20 protein-coding genes are annotated in these 20,765 nt (G+C 70.7%); 15 read left to right on the top strand and 5 right to left on the bottom strand.

Annotation, left to right across the window (positions count from 1 at the left end; genetic code table 11):
• Nucleotides 1–128: 128 nt before the first annotated feature.
• Together JMO03_RS01645 and JMO03_RS01640 are read left to right on the top strand one after the other, a co-directional pair.
• A complete protein-coding gene (locus JMO03_RS01645; protein ID WP_202839558.1) occupies nt 129–464 on the top strand; it encodes a polyhydroxyalkanoate granule-associated phasin in 336 nt (111 codons plus the stop codon).
• 315 nt (nt 465–779) lie between these two features.
• Nucleotides 780–1,901, top strand: a complete 1,122-nt coding sequence (locus JMO03_RS01640; protein WP_202839557.1) for a diguanylate cyclase — start codon at nt 780–782, stop codon at nt 1,899–1,901.
• Nucleotides 1,902–1,919: 18 nt separating this feature from the next.
• Here the strand turns inward: JMO03_RS01640 and JMO03_RS01635 are convergent, their stop codons facing one another.
• Complete coding sequence (locus tag JMO03_RS01635) at nt 1,920–2,930, bottom strand: Gfo/Idh/MocA family oxidoreductase (protein WP_202839554.1); 1,011 nt, start codon at nt 2,928–2,930, stop codon at nt 1,920–1,922.
• A 274-nt stretch (nt 2,931–3,204) separates the two neighbouring features.
• On the opposite strand from JMO03_RS01635, the gene JMO03_RS01630 reads away from it, so the two are divergent.
• On the top strand, nt 3,205–4,521 hold the full coding sequence (locus JMO03_RS01630) for a serine hydrolase domain-containing protein (RefSeq protein WP_202839551.1): 1,317 nt from the start codon (nt 3,205–3,207) through the stop codon (nt 4,519–4,521).
• 78 nt (nt 4,522–4,599) lie between these two features.
• On the top strand, nt 4,600–4,797 hold the full coding sequence (locus JMO03_RS01625) for a hypothetical protein (protein ID WP_202839550.1): 198 nt from the start codon (nt 4,600–4,602) through the stop codon (nt 4,795–4,797).
• 111 nt (nt 4,798–4,908) lie between these two features.
• Here JMO03_RS01625 and JMO03_RS21580 read toward each other — a convergent pair whose 3' ends face one another.
• Nucleotides 4,909–5,688 (bottom strand): pyridoxamine 5'-phosphate oxidase family protein, encoded by a 780-nt coding sequence (locus JMO03_RS21580; protein ID WP_425491754.1) that lies wholly within the window; start codon nt 5,686–5,688, stop codon nt 4,909–4,911.
• A gap of 156 nt (nt 5,689–5,844) precedes the next feature.
• On the opposite strand from JMO03_RS21580, the gene JMO03_RS01615 reads away from it, so the two are divergent.
• Nucleotides 5,845–6,255, top strand: a complete 411-nt coding sequence (locus tag JMO03_RS01615) for a gamma-glutamylcyclotransferase family protein (RefSeq protein WP_202839548.1) — start codon at nt 5,845–5,847, stop codon at nt 6,253–6,255.
• A 102-nt stretch (nt 6,256–6,357) separates the two neighbouring features.
• Entirely contained in the window at nt 6,358–6,570 is a 213-nt protein-coding gene (locus JMO03_RS01610) for a hypothetical protein (protein WP_202839546.1), read from the top strand.
• A 31-nt stretch (nt 6,571–6,601) separates the two neighbouring features.
• On the opposite strand, the gene JMO03_RS01605 is transcribed toward JMO03_RS01610, so the two are convergent.
• The gene (locus JMO03_RS01605; RefSeq protein ID WP_202839545.1) at nt 6,602–7,585 is read right to left on the bottom strand and encodes a LysR family transcriptional regulator; all 984 of its coding nucleotides are present in this window, start codon (nt 7,583–7,585) and stop codon (nt 6,602–6,604) included.
• 216 nt (nt 7,586–7,801) lie between these two features.
• Here JMO03_RS01605 and cysG point away from each other — a divergent pair, with 216 nt between their 5' ends.
• From cysG to JMO03_RS01565, 8 genes are all read left to right on the top strand, one after another.
• Nucleotides 7,802–9,247, top strand: coding sequence for a siroheme synthase CysG (cysG, locus tag JMO03_RS01600; RefSeq protein WP_202839544.1), 1,446 nt, complete (start codon nt 7,802–7,804; stop codon nt 9,245–9,247).
• A 34-nt stretch (nt 9,248–9,281) separates the two neighbouring features.
• Complete coding sequence (gene cysK / locus JMO03_RS01595; protein WP_202839543.1) at nt 9,282–10,259, top strand: cysteine synthase A; 978 nt, start codon at nt 9,282–9,284, stop codon at nt 10,257–10,259.
• A 28-nt stretch (nt 10,260–10,287) separates the two neighbouring features.
• Entirely contained in the window at nt 10,288–10,485 is a 198-nt protein-coding gene (locus JMO03_RS01590) for a DUF2292 domain-containing protein (protein ID WP_202839541.1), read from the top strand.
• A 91-nt stretch (nt 10,486–10,576) separates the two neighbouring features.
• Nucleotides 10,577–12,058, top strand: coding sequence for an OprO/OprP family phosphate-selective porin (locus tag JMO03_RS01585; RefSeq protein ID WP_202839539.1), 1,482 nt, complete (start codon nt 10,577–10,579; stop codon nt 12,056–12,058).
• A 31-nt stretch (nt 12,059–12,089) separates the two neighbouring features.
• Nucleotides 12,090–13,106, top strand: a complete 1,017-nt coding sequence (locus tag JMO03_RS01580) for a sulfate ABC transporter substrate-binding protein (protein ID WP_202839538.1) — start codon at nt 12,090–12,092, stop codon at nt 13,104–13,106.
• Nucleotides 13,107–13,533: 427 nt separating this feature from the next.
• Nucleotides 13,534–14,397: a sulfate ABC transporter permease subunit CysT gene (gene cysT, locus JMO03_RS01575; RefSeq protein WP_202839537.1), complete on the top strand. Its 864-nt coding sequence runs from the start codon at nt 13,534–13,536 to the stop codon at nt 14,395–14,397.
• Nucleotides 14,390–15,247, top strand: coding sequence for a sulfate ABC transporter permease subunit CysW (gene cysW, locus JMO03_RS01570; protein WP_202839536.1), 858 nt, complete (start codon nt 14,390–14,392; stop codon nt 15,245–15,247). Before cysT ends, cysW begins: the two co-directional genes overlap by 8 nt.
• A gap of 240 nt (nt 15,248–15,487) precedes the next feature.
• Nucleotides 15,488–16,552 (top strand): sulfate/molybdate ABC transporter ATP-binding protein, encoded by a 1,065-nt coding sequence (locus tag JMO03_RS01565; protein ID WP_202839535.1) that lies wholly within the window; start codon nt 15,488–15,490, stop codon nt 16,550–16,552.
• Here the strand turns inward: JMO03_RS01565 and JMO03_RS01560 are convergent.
• Entirely contained in the window at nt 16,531–17,943 is a 1,413-nt protein-coding gene (locus JMO03_RS01560; protein ID WP_202839534.1) for an FAD/NAD(P)-binding protein, read from the bottom strand. The two genes, JMO03_RS01565 and JMO03_RS01560, sit on opposite strands and share 22 nt — an antisense overlap.
• 329 nt (nt 17,944–18,272) lie before the next feature.
• Entirely contained in the window at nt 18,273–19,676 is a 1,404-nt protein-coding gene (locus JMO03_RS01555; protein ID WP_202839533.1) for a mannose-1-phosphate guanylyltransferase/mannose-6-phosphate isomerase, read from the bottom strand.
• Nucleotides 19,677–19,746: 70 nt separating this feature from the next.
• Here JMO03_RS01555 and JMO03_RS01550 point away from each other — a divergent pair, with 70 nt between their 5' ends.
• Nucleotides 19,747–20,763, top strand: coding sequence for an aminoglycoside phosphotransferase family protein (locus JMO03_RS01550; protein ID WP_202839531.1), 1,017 nt, complete (start codon nt 19,747–19,749; stop codon nt 20,761–20,763).
• Nucleotides 20,764–20,765: the final 2 nt, after the last annotated feature.

Raw genomic sequence — 20,765 nt, 5'->3', positions numbered from 1 at the left:
CCCGCGCCGCCGGGCCGGGCGCCTTCGCGCGGTCCTCGCGTGCGCGCTGGGATGCTGTAGCTGCCTCCCCTTTGATCGACCCCATGGCCCGTTCCCGCAAGCGCGGCATGCGCGCACTTTCGACCGGCATGCGCCTGACCGAAATGGCCACCGACGCACAACGGGTCGCGTCGACGCGCCTGACGCGGATGGCGCTTGCCGGTGCGTCGCCGTCGGCTCGCGATCGGCGCGAATTCAACGGCATGGTCGTGGAGAAGCAGATCGCCTTCGCCGAATCCTGGGTCGCGATGTGGACCGAAGCCTGGCACCTGCAGACCCGGCTCGCCCTGTCGTGGATGAGGGGCGCGCCGTCGCCCGCGCGGCAGGCGCAGACGCTGCAGTCGGGGCTGGAGCGGATCGCCGCGCGGGGGATGGCGCCGGTCCAGCGGCGGGTCCGCGCCAATGCCAGGCGCCTGCGGGGCTGAGCGCCCTGCCGGTTCGGCGCGATAGCGGCCCGCAGGCGTCGACGGCCTTGCCGCACCCGTTCTCACGCCATCGCCTCGCGCGGGGTTGGAGTCGCCTCGCACGCCGGCGCGCCGCCGGGATGCCCCGGCGCACAGCACCTGGCCCGCCGGCGTCCCGGCGCCGGAGCCACGTGCCGCCCGACGAACACCGTAGCGAAGGGACATCGGCATCGCCCATCGGATGCACCGGACCGGCGGGGGCCGTCGCTACAATACCGGTCCGCCCGGAACACCCGGGCGTTTCGCTGGTCGAACGACGTCGGACAGGGGAAGGCGGTGCAGGCTGGCAAGATCCACTGGGTGGCCACGCTGAACCGGCGCTACCGGTCGCTGTTCTTCGCGCTCGCGTTCGTGGTGCTCGCCACCCACCTGGCCTACCTGCAGGCCGGCCCGGTGATGTGGACGCTGCTGGTGCTGCAGTTGCTGGCGTATCCGCAACTGGCGTACTGGCGCGCGGCGCGCGCGCACGACTCGCTGCGCGCGGAGATGCAGAACCTGCTGATCGACGGCGTGCTGCTCGGGGCGTGGATCGCCGTCTGGGGCATGCCGCTGTGGATCTCGTTCGTGCTGTTCGTCGGCGTGTGCGTGAACGTGGTGATCTTCATGGGCATGCCCGGGCTGTGGAAGGGGATGGCCGCGGTCGGCTCCGGTATGGCCGCGGTGGCGCTGGTCCAGGGCCTTTCCTTCCGGCCCCACACCGAGCTGCACACCAGCCTGCTGTGCATCGCGCTGCTCACGTCCTACCTGCTGTTCTTCGCCAACGACGCCTATCGCCGCGGCGTCTCGCTGCGCGAAAGCCGGCGCCAGCTGGGCGAGCAGCTGGCGGAGATCACCAAGCTGCAGACGCAACTGCAGGAACAGGCGCAGCGCGACCCGCTCACCGGCCTGCACAACCGGCGTTTCCTCGACGAGGCGCTGGAGCGCGAACTCGCCGCCTGCAACGCGGCCGGAATGCCGCTGACCCTGGTGCTGATCGACATCGACCATTTCAAGCGGATCAACGACACCTACGGCCATCCGGCCGGCGACGAGATGATCCGGCGGCTGGCCGACCTGCTGCGCGAGCGCGTGCGCGACGATGGCCTGATCGCCTGCCGCTATGGCGGCGAGGAGTTCCTGCTGATGCTGCCCGGCACCGCGCTGGCAGAGGCCGAGGCGCTGGCCGAGGACCTGCGCGCGACCTTCGAGTCGATGCGGGTCGAAGTGGACGAGCGCTCGATGCGGACCACGCTCTCGATCGGCGTCGCCGGATTCCCCGAACACGGCACCCGGGTACAGAAACTCGTGCTCAGGGCCGACCACGCCCTGTATGCGGCGAAGCTGCGCGGGCGCAACCAGGTGGTGCTTTCGTCGGACGAGGTGGCGAGCGGCCGGGCGCTGCCCGCGGCCGCGCACTGACCGGGCGGCCGCGCGCGTTCACCCGTCGAGGCGGACCGTCCTGCCGCTGCGCGCCGACGCGTAGATCGCCTGCAGGATGCGGACGTCGCGCAGACCTTCCTCGCCCGGCACGCGGGCCGGTCGTCCTTCGAGGATTCCGATCGCGAAGTCGTCCAGCTCGGCGGCGAACAGGTCGATGGGCGGATAGCGGATCTCGACGCCATCGCTGCGGCGGCCGTGGTTGCCTTCGTAGAAGAATGCGGGGTCGAGCTCGAACCAGCCGCGCTCGGCGTTGACCCGCAGTCCCTGGAGGCCGGCGCCGCGGTAGCTGGTGCTGCAATGTGCGAGCACTCCGCTCGGGAAGCGCGCGGTCCAGGCCATGGTTTCGTCGACTTCGGCGAACTTCACAGGATCGGTCTTCGTTTCCATCGCGCTGACCTCGACCGGCTCCTCGCCGGTCAGGTAGCGCGTGGCCTGCAGCGCGTAGATGCCCACGTCCATCAGCGCGCCGCCACCGGCCAGCGCATGCCGCAGCCGCCACTGGTCGGCGTGGCCGACGTCGATCGAGAATCCGGCCTGCACCACCATCGGTGCGCCGAATACGCGCTCGCGCACGAGGCGGATGCCCTCGAGGTGGTGCGGATCGTACCGGCAGCGGTATGCGGTGCCGAGCTGGCGGCCGGCGTCGCGGCAGGCATCGATCATCCGCCGGCAGCGTTCGACCGACACCTCCAGCGGCTTCTCGCAGAACACGTGCTTGCCGGCCTGCGCGGCGGCGATCGCATGGTCGGCATGCAGGGCGTTGGGCGTGACCACGTAGACGATGTCGATGGCAGGATCCTCTGCCATGCGGTGCATGTCGCCGTAGTGGTAGACGCTGCGATCCGGCACGCCGTACCTGGCCTGGAACCGCGCTACGCTCGCGGGCGTACCGCTGACCAGGCCCGTCAGGCGGCAGTGCCTGGTCTTCTGCAGGGCCGGCGCGATCTGGTGCTCGCTCAGGTTGCCCAGCCCGCACAGCGCGACGCCGAGCCTGCGTGACCCGCTCACGGCTCCCGATCGCCGCGTTCGCAAACCCTCGCGCCACCGCCCATGCCTTCTCCCCGGATACGAGACGGCGTTGCGCGCCGACGTCCCATTGTTTCCGCCGCCGCGCCTTCCCGCAATGCGCGCCGCGGTGCGCGCCTCGTGCATTGGTTGCCGATGCATCCATCGCCCCGGGTCGCGGCGCTGCGCCGCAGCGGGATGCGTCGCGCGGGCACGGGCATACTTGCGCGCGGCCGGCCCCGCGCCGCTTCCACCCCCTCGCTGACGGAGTTCCTGCATGAAGGCTTGTCTCGCGGCCGCACTCGGCCTGCTGCTGACCGCATGCCAGCCCACGCCGACGACCGCGCCGTCCGGACCGACGCCTTCCGCGCCCGAACCGCAACCGGCGCTGGTGGACGCGGCGCACATCGATTCGGTGCTGGAGGACTTCGTGCGGGAAGGTTCCGCGGTCGGCGTGTCCGCCCTGGTCTACGAACGAGGACGCGAAGCCTACTTCGGCGCGTTCGGCATGGCCGACCGCGAAGCCGGTCGGCCGATGGCGCGCGACACGCTGGCCCAGGTCTATTCGATGACCAAGCCGGTCACCGGCGTGGTGCTGATGTCGCTGTACGAGGAAGGAAAGTTCCAGCTCGACGAACCGCTGGCGACCTACCTGCCCGAGTACGCCGACGTGCGGGTGTACGCAGGCGACGACGCCGATGGCAAGCCGGTCCTGGTCGCGCCGCAGCGGCCGATCCTGGTACGCGACATCCTGCGCCATACCGCGGGATTCCCGGCCGCGTTCGAGCAGGACAGGCCGGCGCAGCTGTACCGCGACGCGCAGATCGACACGCGCGAGATCAGCCTGGAGGAAATGTCGAGGCGGCTTGCGAAAGTACCGCTCGCCTACCAGCCCGGCTCCCGCTGGCTGTACGGGATCTCGGTGGACGTGCAGGCGCGGCTGGCCGAGGTGCTGGCCGGCAAGCCGTTCGCGCAACTGGTACGCGAGCGCGTGCTCGAGCCGTTGCAGATGCGCGAAACCGCCTACCACGTGCCGCCGGATCGGCGCGCACGCATGGCCGCCGTGTACGAGATCGCCGGCGACGGCTTCGAGCGGCTGCCCGACGACGCCGCGCTCGCCAACGCCTATCGCGAATGGACCATGGATGCGCCCGGCGGCTTCGGCCTGGTATCGACCCTGGACGACTACATGCGCTTCGGACGGATGCTCGTCGAAGGCGGCAGCCTCGACGGCGCGCGCGTGCTCGCCGCGGACACGGTGGCGCTGATGGCGACCGATGCGCTGGCTGCCGACGTGACCGACCGCTCCTGGCTGCCCGGCAAGGGCCAGGTCGGCTTCGGCATCGACTTCGCCGTGCGCCACTCGCCCCCGGCCCACGAGGACGAGGCCTCGGGCGCGGTCGGCGAGTTCTTCTGGGACGGCTATGCCAACACCCTGTTCTGGGTCGACCCGAAGCACGGGATCGTCGCCGTCCTGTTCACGCAGTACGTCCCGCCCGGCGGCACCGACCTGCACAAGGTGTTCCGCGATGCGGTGTACCACCGCGTGGCGGACGCCTCGTCCGCGGGCAGGGGCCCGGCGCCGACGCCCTGAGCCGTGCGTCCCGTCGACGACGCGGCTGTCACGCCGTGCGCGGCAGCTTGGGGCCCGGAAACGAGGCAGGGCAAGGCGATGGCGAAGACGAGCCGCGACGAGGTACTGGTACAGCTGGACCGCGTGGACACCGCGCTCGAATCGGGCGGCGGCGATGCGGCCCAAGTGCTGCGCGAAGCCGGCGACTGGCTGTCGGCACAAGGCGACATCGAACCCGCGGACGCGCTGTATTACCGCGAACGCCTGCAGGCGATCCGCGAGCGACACGGCGCCTGAGTTCGGCGCCCACGGGCGGTTGCGGAAGTAGCCTGCGCCGCCCGGGCGCCACCGTCTGGTCGCCGCCCCGCGCGACAGGGGACGCTAGGCGGCTTCCCCTGCGGGCCACGATCAGCGTCGGGAGGAAGCGGCCTTCTTCGCCGGCTTCGACGCCCGCTTCGAAGCGGACTTCGCGGATACCCCCTTCTTCGCGGCTGCCATCTTCTTCTTCGCGCCTGTCGCATTCCCGGTGGCCGCCTTCTTCGCCGGCGCGGTCTTGCCGGAACGCGCCGTCGCCGCTTTCTTCGCGCCCGCCTTCTTCGCGGTTCCGGTGGCCGTCGACCGCGTCGACGATCGCTTGGTGGCGCGCTTCTTCGGCGCGCCCTCGCTCGACGGCGGCTTGCGGCTGGTGCGCTTGCGCAGGTCGACGATCCGGTTCTCGCCCATCACCTCTTCCTTGCCGGTGACCCGCGCGACCGCGAAGGTCAGCGCCTTGCCCAGCCAGCTGCCGGGGCCGTCCCAGTACTCGATGGTGTCGACCGCGACCTCGATCAGGATCACGTTCGGATCGTCCTTGCCATTCGGAAAGAACGCCTTCATGGCATCGTTCCAGAACCGGTCGATCAGCGCCTGGTCGCGCACCGCGCGCGCCTCGCCGGCGATCGAGAGATAGGTATTCGCGTCCTTGGACGAGTAGGCGACGTTGACCTTCGGGTGCCGGCGGATCTCGCCGACCTTGGGGGTGTCGGCCTCGCTCATGAACCACACGCGCTCGCCGTCGAAGGTCGCGCACTGGGTCGAGAGCGGACGGCTGACCAGGTGCCCGCCCTTGCCGATGGTGGTCAGCATGGCGATGTCGATCTTGTTCATCAGTTTCGCGAGATGCTCGATTTCCTGCTTGCGTGTCGCCATGGGGTCGCTCCGTGCACGTGGAAGGCCCGCAGTGTGGACACGCCGCGCGCGTGGAAGGCGTGAAGGCGAAGCGGCTCGCGCGGGCGCCACGCCGGTCGCATGGTTCGCCTCCGGCGCATGCGAACATCCACGTCATCCGCGACCCGGAACGCCAGGATGCGCATTCCCGTCGATGCCGCCACCGTCGAACACCTGTTCCTCTACGGCACGCTGATGCGCGGCGAACACGCGCATGCGCGTTTCGGGTTGTCCACGCGCGCCGCCTATGTCGGCGACGCCTGCGTGATGGGCCGACTGCACGATCTCGGCGGCTACCCCACCCTGGTCCCCGGCGAGGGGCGGGTGGAAGGCGAAGTGCACCGTATCGTCGATCCCGGACTGCTTGCCGAGCTCGACCTGTACGAAGCCTGCGACCCGGCAAACGAAGCGGATTCGGATTACGTGCGCCGGGTCGTCGCCGTACCCGAGCACGGAGTCGACGCCTGGGTGTATTGCCACCGGGGCCCACCGCCGGAGGGCACGCCGCTCCCCGGACCACGCTGGCGCGCGCCTTCGCGCGAACCGTGAGCCCGCGACTCGACGCGTGCGTTAACGCCGCGGTCGTGCTTTTTTCACGCCACCCTTCCGATGCGGCGCTAGCGTGGCGCCAGCTTCCCACGGAGGTCCCGCATGACCCAGATCCTCTATGCCCAGGACGAGTCCGGCAACCGCCACAAGGTGATCCAGCGCGTGGAATCCCCGCAGCAGGGCGAGGAACACGAGGATCACGGCGCGGCGCGCCTGGTCTACACGCTCGACGACGGCAGTCCGGTGCGGCGGGTCGACAACGACACCTTCCAGATCGTCGGCACCGGCGCGTACATCTCGGCGGTGAGCGACTGACATCGGGCCGCCGGCGCGATCGCGCCGGCCGTCACACCGTGATCGACTGGCTCAGTTCCTGCCAGCTCGGCGGCGCGGGCCAGTTGGCGTCGAGGTTGCCCTCGAGCACACGCCGCAGGTCGCGGCGATCGAGTTGCGGGGCCACGCCATGCAGCAGCGCCAGCGCGTACTCGCGCAGCACCCGTCCGCGCGGCACCACCGCCCAGGTGATGCAGTCCGGGATCTGCGCCGGCGCCGGCAGGATCCGCAGGTCTTCATCCTCGCGCGGGCCGACCGCCATTTCCGCCAGCAACCCGGCGCCGAGTCCGGCGCGCACGTAGGTCTTGATCAGGTTGGCGTCGCGCGCGGTCATCGCGATCTGCGGTTCGACCCCGGCGGCGGCGAAGGCGCGGCGCATCGACGAATCGGCGCGGGTCGAGGATTCGTAGCTGATCAACGGGTGTTGCGCCAGTTCCGCCAGGGTCGGTGCGCGCTGCAGCGCGGCCAGCGGATGCGTGGCCGGCACCAGCAGCACCCGGCGCCAGCCGTACAGCGGCACCGCGAGGCCGCCGCCCGGCGTGGAACCGGCGGTACTGATCAGCGCCAGGTCGGCGCCATCGTGCAGCAGTTGCAGCACCTCGGCGTCGCTGGCGGCCTGCAGGTCGACGTCGACCCGCGGAAACTCGCGCCGGATCGCGGCGATCACCGGCGGCAGCACGTAGCGCGCCTGGGTGTGGGTGGTGGCCAGCAGCAGGCGGCCGCTGTACTCGCCGCGCTCGTTGGCCGCGTAGCTGCGGATGTTGGCGGCCTCGGCCAGGATCCGGCGGGCGTGTTCGATCACGCGCTCGCCGGCCGGGGCGATGCCTTCGAGGCTGCGGCCCCTGCGCACGAACAGCTGGAAACCGAGCTCGTCCTCGAGCTGCTTGAGCTGCTTGGACAGTCCCGGCTGGGTGGCGTGCACGCGCTCGGCGGCGAGCGTGATGTTGAGCCCGGAGTCGGCGATCGCGACGAGGTAGCGCAGTTGGGTCAGGGTCATGCCGGGCGTCCGCGCGGCACTGGTTTCCGCCGCAACTTCATCTTTCCATCCCGATTGAAAGATGGATCGCCGCATCATAGCCACGGTGGCCGGGGCTGTCCATGCGGTGTGCCCGGCCGCTTATGCCTTCGCGGCATAAGCGCAGGAGCGGTCGCCATTTCCACGCCGCCCCCTGCTGTCGCTAGCGTCGCCTTCCGACGACCCGCCTTGCGCCCGATGCCCGAGACCCCCGCCAGCGACCGGCTGTTCCCGCTCTTCGCCGACCTGCGCGGGCGGACGGTCGTGGTCGTGGGCGGCGGCGCGGTGGCCGCGCGCAAGGTGGAGGCGCTGCTGGGCACGGGCGCGCGGATCGTGGTGGGGGCGCCGACGCTGGATCCGGCGCTGGCGATCCTGGCCGCGGCCGGCGAGCTGGAACACCTGCCGGCCGAGTTCACGCCCGCCTGGCTGGACCAGGCCTGGCTGGCGATCGCCGCCACCGACGATGCCGGGGTGAACCGCGCGGTCGCCGAGGCCGGCGAAGCGCGTCGCGTCTGGGTGAACGTGGTCGACGACACGGCGCTGACGCGGATGCACCTGCCGGCCCGGGTCGAACGCGGCCCCTTGCAGATCGCGATTTCCAGCGGCGGCGGCGCGCCGATGCTGGCGCGGCTGGTGCGCGAACAGCTGGAAACCCGCTTCGACGAATCCTTCGGCGCGCTCGCCACCCTGCTCACCCGGCATCGCGACCGCATCCGCGCGCGCTGGCCGGACACGGTCGCGCGCCGCCGCGCGTTCGAGCGGCTGCTGGCCGGTCCGTTGCAAGGTCTGCTGCGCAGCCGCCGCCACATCGAGGCCGAACGGGCCTTCGACCTCGCGCTCGCCGAAGAAGGCGAGGCGACGGCGGCACGCGGCCGGGTCGCCCTGGTGGGCGCCGGTCCCGGCGATCCGGGCCTGCTGACCCTGCGCGCGCTGCGCCTGCTCAACGAAGCCGACGTGATCCTGCACGACAGCCTCGCCAGCGAGGACGTGCTGCAGCTGGCGCGCCGCGATGCACTGCGCATCGCGGTGGGCAAGCGCGCCGGCCACCACGCCACGCCGCAGGCCGACATCAATGCGCTGATGATCCGGCACGCCGCCGCCGGCCTGCGCGTGGTGCGGCTCAAGGGCGGCGATCCGTTCGTGTTCGGCCGCGGCGGCGAGGAACTCGAGGCGCTGCGCGCCGCCGGCATCGACTACGAGGTGGTGCCCGGGATCACGGCGGCGGCCGCCTGCGCGGCCTATGCCGGGATCCCGCTGACCCACCGCGACCACGCCCAGTCGGTGCGCCTGGTGACCGCCCACGCCAGGGAATCGGGCGAGACGCTCGACTGGCCGGCGCTGGCGCAGGAGCGGCAGACGCTGGCGTTCTACATGGGCGTGGCGCGGCTGGAGACGGTGCGTACGCAACTGCTCGCCCATGGTCGCGCGCCCGAAACCCCGTTCGCGCTCATCGAAAACGGCTCTCGCCCGGAACAGCGGGTGGTCGCCGGCACCCTGGCCGACCTGCCCCGGCTTGCGCGTCTGCATGACGTGCAGGCCCCCGCGCTGCTGATCGTCGGCGAGGTCGCCGCGCTCGCCGGCGCCCTGCACTGGTTCGGCGCTCCCCCGCTCGGCGATGCCGCCCCGCTGGCGCACGCCGCCTGACGCCCCTTCGCTTTTCCATCATCCCGAGGCACCCATGGCCCTCTACGACAACATCCTCGACACCATCGGCAATACCCCGGTGGTCAAGCTGCACCGGCTGCCGCCCGCGCACGTCACGCTCTATGCCAAGGCCGAATCGTTCAACCCCGGTGGTTCGGTCAAGGACCGCCTGGCGCTCGCGATCGTGCTCGACGCCGAGGCCAAGGGCCTGCTCAAGCCCGGCGACACCATCGTCGAGGCCACCAGCGGCAATACCGGCGTGGCGCTGGCCCAGGTCGCGGCTGCGCGCGGCTACCAGTTCGTCGCGGTGATGGTCGAGACCTTCTCGATCGAGCGCCGCAAGCTGATGCGCGCCTACGGCGCCCGCGTGATCCTCACACCCGCCGCCGAACGCGGCAGCGGCATGGTGAAGAAGGCGAAGGAGCTGGCCGAGCGCCACGGCTGGTTCCTGGCCTCGCAGTTCACCAATCCCGCCAACCCGGCCTACCATCGCCAGACCACCGCGGCCGAGATCCTGCGCGATTTCGCCGGCCGGCGCCTGGACTATTTCGTCAGCGGCTGGGGCACCGGCGGCACGATCACCGGCGTGGGCGAGGTGCTGAAGGTCGCGCGCCCGGAGGTGAAGATCGTCGCCACCGAGCCCACCGGCGCCTCGCTGCTCGGCGGCAAGGAATGGACCCCGCACAAGATCCAGGGCTGGACCCCGGACTTCCTGCCCGAGGTGCTGAGCCGCACCGTGCACGACCAGCTGGTGCTGGTGACCGACGACGAGGCGATCGACACCGCACGCCGGCTCGCCGCCGAGGAAGGCGTGTTCGTCGGCATCTCCGCCGGCGCCACCGTCGCCGCGGCGCTGAAGGTCGCGGCCGACGCGCCGGCAGGGTCGGTGCTGCTGGCCACGCTGCCCGATACCGGTGAGCGCTACTTCTCCACGCCACTGTTCGCCAACCTGCTGGAAGGCTCGGACGACGAATGGCTGGCCGAAGTCGAGGGCGCGCGCATCGCGGCCTGACCCACCCTCCCCCACGGGTATCGACGCCATGAGCCCTACGCCCGCGCCAGACCCCGACCATTCCACGCCCGTCGCCCGCAGCGGCGACGGGCCGCCGATCAGCGATGCCGAACGCGCCGTGCTCGATGCGGTGCGGGAGCTGGCCTATGGCCAGGTCGAGGTGGTCGTGCATTCGTCGCGGATCGTGCAGATCACGCGCAGCCAGAAACTGCGGCTAGGCGACTGACGCCGGTGCCGCGGCGCTCCGACACCCTTCCCTTCCACAGTGCCGACCGGACGACCGGAGGCGCTTCCCGAGCGACACACGAGGAAACGCCATGCGATCCATCCGTCCAGCCCCACCTCCACGCCCCGCGAAGCCCGCGCGCCGCACCGCGCTCGCGCTGACGCTCGCCCTGCTGTCGGCCGGCGCCGCGGCGCAGGACGTCGTGTCCACGCCTGAAGACATCGCCGAACGCCTGCGCATCGTCGAACGCCGGCTCGGCATTGCGCCGGACGACGGCATCGCGCGGGCCGATCTGGCCGCACTCGACCGGCGCCTGCGCGCGATCGAACTCGGGCTCGACGAGCGCGACCGCCAGACCGCCGCTGCGGTCGCGCCTGCGCCGCCAACGCCACCCGCCAAGCCCGGCCCCGAGATCACGCTGGCCGCGGACAAGGGCGCGTCGATCAGGAGCGCCGACGGCCAGGTCCAGCTCAAGCTGGGCGCGCTGCTGCAGGCCGACCACCGCGTGTTCCTCGACGACGACGCACAAGCGCAGAACGACAGCTTCCTCTGGCGACGGATCCGCCCGACGCTGGAAGGCAGCTGGGGCGATCTGGTCGGTTTCCGCGTCACGCCCGAGTTTACCGGCGACAGCGCGTCGATCGTCGACGCCTATGTCGACCTGAAGTTCAGCCCGGCGGCGACGGTGCGCGTGGGCAAGGTCAAGGGTCCGATCGGGCTCGAACGCCTCCAAAGTGGCGGCGCGATCGCACTGGTCGAGCGCGGCTTCCCGACCGAGCTGGCGCCCAACCGCGAGATCGGCGCGCAGTTGCAGGGTGCACTGGCCTCGTCGAAGGTCAGCTACGTCGTCGGCGTCTACAACGGCGCGGCGGATGGCCGCGACAGTCCCACCAGCAATCCCGACGACGACTTCGAGTTCGCCGGACGGCTGTTCTTCGAGCCCTGGAAGGGCAGCGATGGCGCGCTCTCGGGGCTGGGCTTCGGCATCGCCGCCAGCACCGGCGACAAGACGGGCGCCGGCAACAATTTCCTGCCGCGCTACCGCACCCCGGGGCAGGCGACGTTCTTCAGCTACCGCGCCAGCGTCGCCGCGGACGGCGAGCACAGTCGCTGGTCGCCGCAGGCGTACTGGTATGTCGGACCGGTCGGGTTGCTCGGCGAGTACGTCCGCTCCAACCAGGAACTGGTCGATACCGCCACCGCGGCGCGCGCATCGCTGGACCACAGCGCCTGGCAGGTCGTGGGCAGTTGGGTGCTGACCGGCGAAAAGGCCAGCTACCGAGGCGTCAAGCCGGACCATCCGTTCGCGCCTGGGGATGGCGGCTGGGGCGCGTTCGAACTGGTGGCGCGCTATGGCCGGCTCGACCTCGACGACGACGCCTTCCCGCTGTTCGCCGACCCCGGCGCCGCGGGCTCGGAGTCGACCGCCTGGGCGCTAGGCCTGAACTGGTACCTCACCGGCAACCTGAAGCTGGTCGCCAACTACGCGCATGCGGACTTCGACGGCGGCGCCGCCGGCGGTGACCGCCAGGCCGAGAAGACATTCTTCACGCGCGCGCAATTCTCCTTCTGACATATCCCCACTTCGAACAGGCAGACCTCCCATGAACCTCAAATCCAGGCACGCCCTCGCGGCCCTGATCCTCGCGCTCGCGACCGCCGCCGGCACGGCGTCGGCGCAGAACGTCGAAATCCTCAACGTCTCCTACGATCCGACCCGCGAGCTGTATTCGGAGTTCAACGCCGCCTTCGCCAGGGAGTGGAAGGCCGACACCGGACAGAACCTGACCATCCGCGTCTCGCACGGCGGTTCCGGCAAGCAGGCGCGTTCGGTCATCGACGGCCTGGAAGCCGATGTCGTCACCCTCGCGCTCTCCGGCGACATCGACGCGATCGCCGAGAATTCCAGCCTGCTGCCGAAGGACTGGCAGACGCGCCTGCCCAACAACAGCTCGCCCTACACCTCGACCATCGTGTTCCTGGTGCGCAAGGGCAACCCCAAGCAGATCCGCGACTGGGACGACCTCGCCAGGCCCGGCATCGGCGTGATCACGCCCAATCCGAAGACCTCGGGCGGGGCGCGCTGGAACTACCTCGCCGCCTGGGCCTGGGCCTCGCGCGAATACCGCAAGGGCCCGCTGGTGGTCGACTATCTGGGCAAGGTGTTCCGCAACGTGCCGGTGCTCGACACCGGCGCGCGCGGATCGACCACCACCTTCGTCGAACGCGGGATCGGCGACGTGCTGCTGGCCTGGGAGAACGAGGCGCTGCTGACCCTGGCCGACCCGGCGATCCGCGACAGATTCGAGATCGTCTTCCCGAGCCTGAGCATCAAGGCCGAGCCGCCGGTGGCGGTGGTCGACGCCAACGTCGCGAAGAAGGGCACGCAGAGGGTGGCCGAGGCCTACCTGCGATACCTGTACACGCCCGAAGGCCAGCGCCTGGCGGCGAAGCACCACTACCGCCCCTCGCGTCCCGAGTCCGTGCCGGCAGCGGCCATCTCCCACTTCAGGCCTCTGCCGATGGTCACCATCGACAACGCGTTCGGCGGCTGGGCCAAGGCGCAGCAGCTGCATTTCGCCGACGGCGGCTTCTTCGACCAGATCTACAAGCCGAAGTGATGCGCATGCAGTTCCAGGCATCGCATGCGCGGAGTGCGAACCACGTGAGCGTCCGGGGCGAGCCGATAGCGCGCGAGCCCGCCTTCGTCGCATCCTCCCGCCCGCGCGGGTGCCGTTCCTTGTGGCGCTCACGCGGATGCTGTTCCTTCTCCCGCTCGCGGGAGAAGGTGCCGAAGGCGGATGAGGGTGTTCCCCGGCCACGTCTGGTGCGCGAAGCGCCCACTGCCCCGGCCCTCATCCGGCCCTGCGGGCCACCTTCTCCCGCGAGCGGGAGAAGGGCGGTGCGCGGTCCCGGAACGAGGCGGGTCAAGCCCGCCATGAAACCGGTCCACCGCGTACCGAAAAGGTCCGGGCCCGCCGCGAGATCGCTCGGGTCCGCCGTGGACGCCCGCGACCACTCCTCCACGAAGCTGGCGGACGCACCCCGATGAGCACACTCGCCCTTCCCCTGCCGCGTCCGCGCTGGCGACGTCCCCTGCCCGGCTTCGGGCTCAGCCTGGGCCTGGGCATGGCCTGGCTGGGCGTGGTCGTGCTGCTGCCGCTGACGGCGCTGACCGTGCGCGCCGCCGGGCTCGGGCTCGACGGCTGGCTGCAGGTGCTGCGCGACGAGCGCGTGCTGGCGGCGCTCAAGGTGAGCTTCGGCACCGCGTTCGTCGCCGCGGTGATCGCGCTGCTCGCCGGCGCGCTGGTGGCGTGGGTGCTGGTGCGCTACCGCTTTCCCGGACGGCGCTTGCTCGACGCGCTGGTCGACCTGCCCTTCGCGCTGCCGACCGCGGTGGCCGGCATCGCGCTGACCGCGATCTACGCGCCCAACGGCTGGATCGGCCGCTTCCTCGAGCCGCTCGGCGTCCAGGTCGCCTACCAGCTGGCCGGCATCGTCATCGCGCTGGTGTTCATCGGCCTGCCCTTCACCGTGCGCACGGTGCAGCCGATCCTGGAATCGCTCGGCGCCGACCAGGAACAGGCGGCGGCCTCCCTCGGCGCCTCGCGCTTCACCACGCTGCGCCGCGTGGTGCTGCCGGAGGTGCTGCCGGCGCTGCTCACAGGCTTCTCGCTGGCGTTCGCGCGCGGGCTGGGCGAATACGGATCGGTCATCTTCATCGCCGGCAACAAGCCCTACCAGACCGAGATCGCGCCCCTGCTGATCACCATCCGGCTGGAGGAGTACGACTACAACGGCGCGGTGGGGCTGGCGGCAGTGATGCTGGCGGCCTCGTTCCTGTGCTTGCTGGCGATCAACCTGATCCCGCTGCTGTTCCGCCACGAACGCAGGAGCCGCCACGATGACTGACCACGCCCCCGACGCGGCGCTGCAGACGCCGGCGTGGCTGCGCCGCGCGCTGATCGGCGGCGCGGTGGCGGTGATGGGGCTGCTGGTGGTGCTGCCGCTGCTGATGGTGCTGATCTCGGCCTTCGGCAAGGGCTTCGCCACCTGGTGGGCGGCGCTGACGACGCCCGATGCGATCTCCGCGCTCAACCTCACCCTGCTCACCGCCGCGATCGTGATCCCGGTGAACGCGATCTTCGGTGTGTTCGCCGCCTGGGCGCTGGTGCGCTTCGAGTTCCCCGGCAGGCGCGCACTGCTCGCACTGGTGGACCTGCCGTTCGCGGTCTCGCCGGTGGTCGCCGGACTGTGCCTGGTACTGCTGTTCGGCTCCCAGGGCTGGTTCGCCGACCTCCTGCGCGCGTACGACGTCAAGATCCTGTTCGCGCGCCCGGGCATCGTGCTGGCGACGCTGTTCATCACCTTTCCGTTCGTGGTGCGCGAGCTGGTGCCGCTGATGCAGCAGCAGGGCAGCGAGGAGGAAGTGGTGGCGCGTTCGCTCGGCGCCAACGCCTGGACCATGTTCTTCCGCGTCACCCTGCCCAACATCAAGTGGGGCCTGCTGTACGGCGTGCTGCTGTGCGGCGCGCGCGCGATGGGCGAGTTCGGCGCGGTGTCGGTGGTGTCGGGCCACATCCGTGGGCTGACCAATACCCTGCCGCTGCATATCGAGATCCTCTACAACGAGTTCGACAGCACCGCGGCGTTCGCGGTGTCGTCGCTGCTTGCGGGCCTGGCGCTGGTCACGCTGGTGCTCAAGTTCTGGCTCGAGGCGGCGCATGCAGACGGCCTGGCGCAGTCGCATCGGAGGCACTGAGATGCCCGCCATTCTTCCGCCGCGCGCACCCATCCCTGTTCCGCATCCACGGTGCGACCGGTCCCGTGTTCCGCTTCCGCAACACCACTTCCGGTCCCCGTCCCCGCTTCGGAGCCCCTGACCATGCTGCTTGTCCAGGACACCACACCGCAGCCGCGCCGCGCGTCGCCCCACGACGATGTCGACGGGCCCCATGGTGATGCCGCAACCGGCGCGGCTGGAATCGGCGATGATCGCGCCATGCAGACGAACGGACATGGCGTCGACCTTCGCATCGAGGGAGTGAGCAAGCGCTATGGCAGCACCGCCGCGCTCGACGAGGTTGACCTGCACATCGCCTCGGGCGAACTGGTGGCCCTGCTCGGCCCGTCCGGCTCGGGCAAGACCACCCTGCTGCGCGTCATCGCCGGCCTGCTGCCGGCCGACGCGGGACAGGTGCTGTTCGGCGACACCGATGCCACCCGCATGAGCCTGCGCGAACGCAACGTCGGCTTCGTATTCCAGCAGTACGCGCTGTTCCGGCACATGACCGTGGCCGAGAACATCGCGTTCGGCCTGCGCAGCCGGCCGCGCGCGCGCCGGCCCGACCGCGCCACGATCCGGCGCCGGGTCGACGAGCTGCTGTCTCTGATCCAGTTGCCGGGGCATGGCGAACGCTATCCCGAACAGCTCTCCGGCGGCCAGAAGCAGCGAGTCGCGCTGGCGCGCGCGCTCGCGATCGATCCGACCGTACTGCTGCTCGACGAACCCTTCGGCGCACTCGATGCCAAGGTGCGCGTGGAGCTGCGTCGCTGGCTGCGCCGCCTGCACGACCAGACCGGTCAGACCACGGTCTTCGTCACCCACGACCAGGACGAGGCACTGGAACTGGCCGACCGCGTGGTGGTGCTGCGCGACGGCCGCATCGAACAGGTCGGCACGCCGCGCGAGATCTACGACGCGCCGGCCTCGGCCTACGTCTTCGACTTCATCGGCCGTGCGAGCGTGATCGACGGCGTGGTCGCCAGCGGCCGGTTCTCCGCGCCGGAGCAGTCCGACGACTTCGAAGCCCCCAGCGTGGAAGACGGGCCGGCACGGCTGTACCTGCGTCCGCACGATGCGGCGATCGGCGCGCCGGGCGAAGGCTTCGATGCCGCCGTATCCGCGGTGCACATCCGCGCCGAGCGCATCGTGGTGGAACTGGCGGTCGCCGGACAGCCGAATCCGTTCGAGACCGACCTGGTCGCCACGCCGGGCATCACCTTACCCACCGTCGGCGACACCATCGGCCTGCAGCCGTTGCGCTACCGCGTGTTCTCGAACTGAGCCGCCAGCGGCCAGCGCGGGGTGGACGCAGCCCCGCCGGGCGCGGAGCGCTCTCGGGCCATCAGGCGCTGCGCGAGCAGGCCGGCGGCATCGCGTAATTCGGGGATCGCGGTGATCTCCCACAGGTGCCCGCGCAACAGCGGTCCGAGGCAGTACAACCCGGAGACCGCGCGCCCCGCATTGTCGATCACCGAAAAATCCTCATCCACCTCGATGCCGAAGCCCAGCGGATCGGCACGGATCTGGCCGGCTTCGCGCAGGTGCGTCACCAGGGGATGGGTGGTGCGTTCGATGTCCGTGTCCAGGCCGGTGGCCCGAACCATGAAGTCGAAGCGCTCGACCTGCGCCTGCGCCTGCCCGCGCCCACGCAGCAGGACCTCGATGCCGTCCTCGACGACGCCGGCACGCAGCAGCCGGGCCGCGCGCACCTGCAACTGCCCGCTCACTAGCAGCGCCTCGAGTTCGGTCGCCACCTGCGGCGCGAGCCGGTGCCGGAACGTTTCCCAGTGCGTGCGCAGGTGGCGGGCGAACCGCGCCCGTTGCACCGGCGACAGCCCCCGCCAGAACGCCTGGGTATGCGGGCGCAACGCATCGACCAGTGCGCGCCAGTCGACGACCGCGGTCGCGAGCGATCGCAGCGCGGCGAGCAGCGCATGCAGGTCACCCGCACGCAGGGCATAGAGCACCCGCGGCGGCAGCGCCACGACCTCCGATGGCTGCGGCAGGTGCGAGCGCGGCAGCAGCCCGCGCCGCGAGATGGCGACGATCCCGCCCTGGTGGCGCCGGCGCCTGAGGCTCACCACCACGTCCGCCATGGTCAGGCCCGTGCCGACCAGCAGCACGCGCGCGTCGGGCGGGATGCGGTCGATCGCGTCCTCCTGCCACGGCCAGCCGATGTAGCGTTCGCTCCTGGCCAGTCGCGGCCCAACACCGGCGAGACGCTGCGGCGGCAGCGCACCCGGAGCGAGCACCACGCGGTCGCTGAAGAACTGGCCGCCATCGGCCAGGTACACGCGAAAGCCCCCCAGCGTGCGCTCGACCGCGATGACCTCCTGGTCGATGCAGGTCAGGTTGCTCGACTGCTCGACCGCCGTCTTCAGCCGGTCGCGCAGGTAATCGCCGTACGCGATCCGCGGCATGAAGCCGTCGCGCCCGCGTTCGCCCAAGCTGAGCCAGTCGGCGAAATCGCCGGTGTGCTCGGGGTCCATGCCGAGGTGGCGCGCCCGGACGTTGAGCAGGTGCTCCTGCCGCGCCTCGCCGTAGGCCACACCGCTGCCGAAGGTCGCAGGCGTGCCGACCAGGCACACTTCGGGCGCGTCGTCGCGCGGCGAAGCGAGCAGGGTCGCCAGGGTACTGCCACTGAAGCCGGCTCCGATGATCGTGATGCGCATGCGCCACCCCTCGCTTCGATGACGAGAGTTCTAGCAGCCGCCAGAGGGGCGGTTGCAAGCATTCGGTTAAGCGCGGCGCGCTCGTCGGCCGCGCATTGCATCGGCTGGCGCACGATGCATTGAAAGTAATTGATGTAACAGGCGTGACTGGATGCATGCGCGTATACATGACGTTGCCGCATATGCACATGACACGCGATGATCCCGGCGCGGCCGGATCGCGCTTGCTCCCGCCCCGTGAATACGAAAACCGGGGTCGGAGTCGACTTTCCCCTCGCTTCCACCAGTCGAGCGGTCGTCTGGAAAAGTCGACTCCGACCCCGGTTTTGCTACGAGCGCCCGTACACGTCCTCGTAGCGGACGATGTCGTCCTCGCCGAGGTAGCTCCCCGACTGCACCTCGATCAGTTCCAGCATCTCGCTGCCCGGATTCTCCAGCCGGTGCTTCGCGCCCAGCGGGATGTAGGTCGACTGGTTGGCGTGCAGCTCGAACACGTCGTTGTCGCGGGTGACGCGCGCGGTGCCGCGCACCACGATCCAGTGCTCGGCACGATGCCTGTGCGACTGCAGCGACAGGCGCGCGCCCGGCTTGACCTTGATCCGCTTGACCTGGAAACCGTCGCCCTGGTCGATCGAGTCGTAGCTGCCCCAGGGCCGGTGCACCTCGCGGTGCAGCACGGCGTGGCTGCGCTGGTCCGACTTGAGCCGCGCGACCACGTCCTTGACCTGCTGCACCTTGTCCTTGCGCGCCACCAGCACGGCGTCGTCGGTTTCCACCACCACCAGGTCGTCGACGCCGACCAGCGCCACCAGCCGCCGCGCATAGGCGTAGCTGTTGCGGCTGTCGATCGCGATCACGTCGCCGTGGCTGGCGTTGCCGTCTCCATCCTGTTCGCTGACTTCCCACAGCGCCGACCACGAGCCGACGTCGTTCCAGCCGATGTCGACCGGCAGGACCCTGGCGTCGGCGGTCTTCTCCATCACCGCGTAGTCGATCGAATCCGACGGGCTGGCGGCGAAAGCGTCCCTGTCGAGGCGGATGAAGTCGCCATCGCGGGTCGCGGCGACGAAGGCCTGGCGCACCGCGGCGGCGATGTCCGGGCGGAAACGCTCCAGTTCGGCGAGGTAGCGCGAGGCGCGGAACAGGAACATGCCGCTGTTCCAGTAATAGCCGCCGGCGTCGAGGTAGGACTGCGCGGTCGCCGCGTCGGGCTTCTCGACGAAGCGCAACACGTCGCGCACGCCCTCGCCGGCCGCGGACTGGATGTAGCCGAAGCCGGTCTCCGGCGCCGAGGGCACGACGCCGAAGGTGACCAGCACGCCTGCCTCGGCCGCCGGGATCGCTGCCCGTACCGCGGCGCGGAAGCCTTTGGCGTCGCGCACCACGTGGTCGGACGGCAGCACCAGCAACAGCGGGTCGCCGCCGTCGGCCTGCGCCTGCAGCGCGGCGGCCGCGATCGCCGGCGCGGTGTTGCGTCCCGCCGGCTCCAGCACGATCCGCGCGTGTTCCACCCCGACCAGCCGCAACTGCTCGGCCGCGAGGAAGCGGTGCTCCTCGTTGGCGACCACGATCGGCGCGGTCGAGGCCAGCGGCGCGACCCGCCGCCAGGTGTCCTGCAGCATCGTCTCCTCGCCCGCCAGCGGCAGGAACTGCTTGGGGTAGGCATCGCGCGACAGCGGCCACAGCCGCGTTCCCGAGCCGCCGGAGAGCAATACTGGCTGCAGGTGGGTCATCGCCTCTCTCGCCGGGAATTGCGCGGCAGTTTACCCTTTGCCCGTCCGGCGACCGCCGGCGGGAGAGTCCATGGTTCAGTCCACCGCCCCGCAGACCCGCGACCAGCAGCGCCTGGCATGGATCCGCACCGTGCTGTCCGAGCCGGAGACCGGCCTGGAGCGCGCGTCCTTCGACGCCGACTTCCGCAGCTACTGGCGCACTACCGGCCGCCGCCCGAGCCTGGTGCTGATGGACGCGCCGCCGGACCTGATGGACACGCGCCCATGGCTGGCGATTCGCGAACTGCTGCAAGCCGGCGGACTGCGCGTACCGGACGTGGTGGCGCAGGATCCCGATCAGGGCTTCCTGCTGCTCGAGGATCTCGGCGTCCACACCTACCTGCACGTGATCGACGCGGGCAACGCCGATGCGCTGTTCGACACCGCGCTCGTGCGACTCGTCAAGCTGCAGTCGATCCCGGTGCCGCCCGGCCTGCCCGACTACGACGAATCGCTGCTGTTGCGCGAACTGCAACTGTTCGACCAATGGTTCCTCGGCACCCACCTGGGCATTTCGCTCGATGCACAGGAGCGCGCGTCGCTGGCCGCGGTCTACCGCGTCCTGGTCGAAGCCGCGCTCGCGCAGCCGCAGGTGCTGGTGCACCGCGACTACATGCCGCGCAACCTCATGCCCTGCGGCGACGAGGTCGCGATCCTCGATTTCCAGGACGCGGTGCGCGGGCCGATCGGCTACGACCCCGCCTGCCTGTTCAAGGACGCATTCCTGAGCTGGCCGGAGGAGCGCGTGGCCGACTGGCACGCGCGCTACCATGCGCTGGCGACGCAGGCCGGCCTGCCGGTGCCGCCGTTGCAGCGCCTGCGCCGCGACCTCGACCTGATCGGCGTGCACCGCCACCTCAAGGTGCTCGGCATCTTCGCGCGGCTCAGGCATCGCGACGGCAAGCCGAAGTACGTCGCCGACGCGCCCCGGTTCATCGCCTACCTCGACGCGGTACTGCCGCGGCACCCGGAGCTGCGGCCGCTGGCGGCGCTGATCGAGGCGCGCGTGCGGCCGGCGATGGACGCGCTCGCCCCAGTCGACGCATGATG

Source organism: Luteimonas saliphila, from assembly GCF_016774335.1.
Classification (GTDB): domain Bacteria; phylum Pseudomonadota; class Gammaproteobacteria; order Xanthomonadales; family Xanthomonadaceae; genus Luteimonas; species Luteimonas saliphila.
Note: the sequence above shows the minus strand (reverse complement) of the source record. Positions and strands in the feature narration are given on the sequence as shown.

What these genes read in the sequence shown, in the direction of transcription:
- JMO03_RS01630 (WP_202839551.1), top strand. Translation starts at nt 3,205, where the DNA reads ATGAAGGCTTGTCTCGCGGCCGCACTCGGCCTGCTGCTGACCGCATGC.
- JMO03_RS01560 (WP_202839534.1), bottom strand. Translation starts at nt 17,943, where the DNA reads ATGCGCATCACGATCATCGGAGCCGGCTTCAGTGGCAGTACCCTGGCG.
- JMO03_RS01615 (WP_202839548.1), top strand. Translation starts at nt 5,845, where the DNA reads ATGCGCATTCCCGTCGATGCCGCCACCGTCGAACACCTGTTCCTCTAC.
- cysG (WP_202839544.1), top strand. Translation starts at nt 7,802, where the DNA reads ATGCCCGAGACCCCCGCCAGCGACCGGCTGTTCCCGCTCTTCGCCGAC.
- cysW (WP_202839536.1), top strand. Translation starts at nt 14,390, where the DNA reads ATGACTGACCACGCCCCCGACGCGGCGCTGCAGACGCCGGCGTGGCTG.
- JMO03_RS01590 (WP_202839541.1), top strand. Translation starts at nt 10,288, where the DNA reads ATGAGCCCTACGCCCGCGCCAGACCCCGACCATTCCACGCCCGTCGCC.
- JMO03_RS01550 (WP_202839531.1), top strand. Translation starts at nt 19,747, where the DNA reads ATGGTTCAGTCCACCGCCCCGCAGACCCGCGACCAGCAGCGCCTGGCA.
- cysT (WP_202839537.1), top strand. Translation starts at nt 13,534, where the DNA reads ATGAGCACACTCGCCCTTCCCCTGCCGCGTCCGCGCTGGCGACGTCCC.
- JMO03_RS01605 (WP_202839545.1), bottom strand. Translation starts at nt 7,585, where the DNA reads ATGACCCTGACCCAACTGCGCTACCTCGTCGCGATCGCCGACTCCGGG.
- JMO03_RS01585 (WP_202839539.1), top strand. Translation starts at nt 10,577, where the DNA reads ATGCGATCCATCCGTCCAGCCCCACCTCCACGCCCCGCGAAGCCCGCG.
- JMO03_RS21580 (WP_425491754.1), bottom strand. Translation starts at nt 5,688, where the DNA reads ATGGCGACACGCAAGCAGGAAATCGAGCATCTCGCGAAACTGATGAAC.
- JMO03_RS01645 (WP_202839558.1), top strand. Translation starts at nt 129, where the DNA reads ATGCGCCTGACCGAAATGGCCACCGACGCACAACGGGTCGCGTCGACG.
- JMO03_RS01565 (WP_202839535.1), top strand. Translation starts at nt 15,488, where the DNA reads ATGCAGACGAACGGACATGGCGTCGACCTTCGCATCGAGGGAGTGAGC.
- JMO03_RS01625 (WP_202839550.1), top strand. Translation starts at nt 4,600, where the DNA reads ATGGCGAAGACGAGCCGCGACGAGGTACTGGTACAGCTGGACCGCGTG.
- JMO03_RS01610 (WP_202839546.1), top strand. Translation starts at nt 6,358, where the DNA reads ATGACCCAGATCCTCTATGCCCAGGACGAGTCCGGCAACCGCCACAAG.
- cysK (WP_202839543.1), top strand. Translation starts at nt 9,282, where the DNA reads ATGGCCCTCTACGACAACATCCTCGACACCATCGGCAATACCCCGGTG.
- JMO03_RS01580 (WP_202839538.1), top strand. Translation starts at nt 12,090, where the DNA reads ATGAACCTCAAATCCAGGCACGCCCTCGCGGCCCTGATCCTCGCGCTC.
- JMO03_RS01555 (WP_202839533.1), bottom strand. Translation starts at nt 19,676, where the DNA reads ATGACCCACCTGCAGCCAGTATTGCTCTCCGGCGGCTCGGGAACGCGG.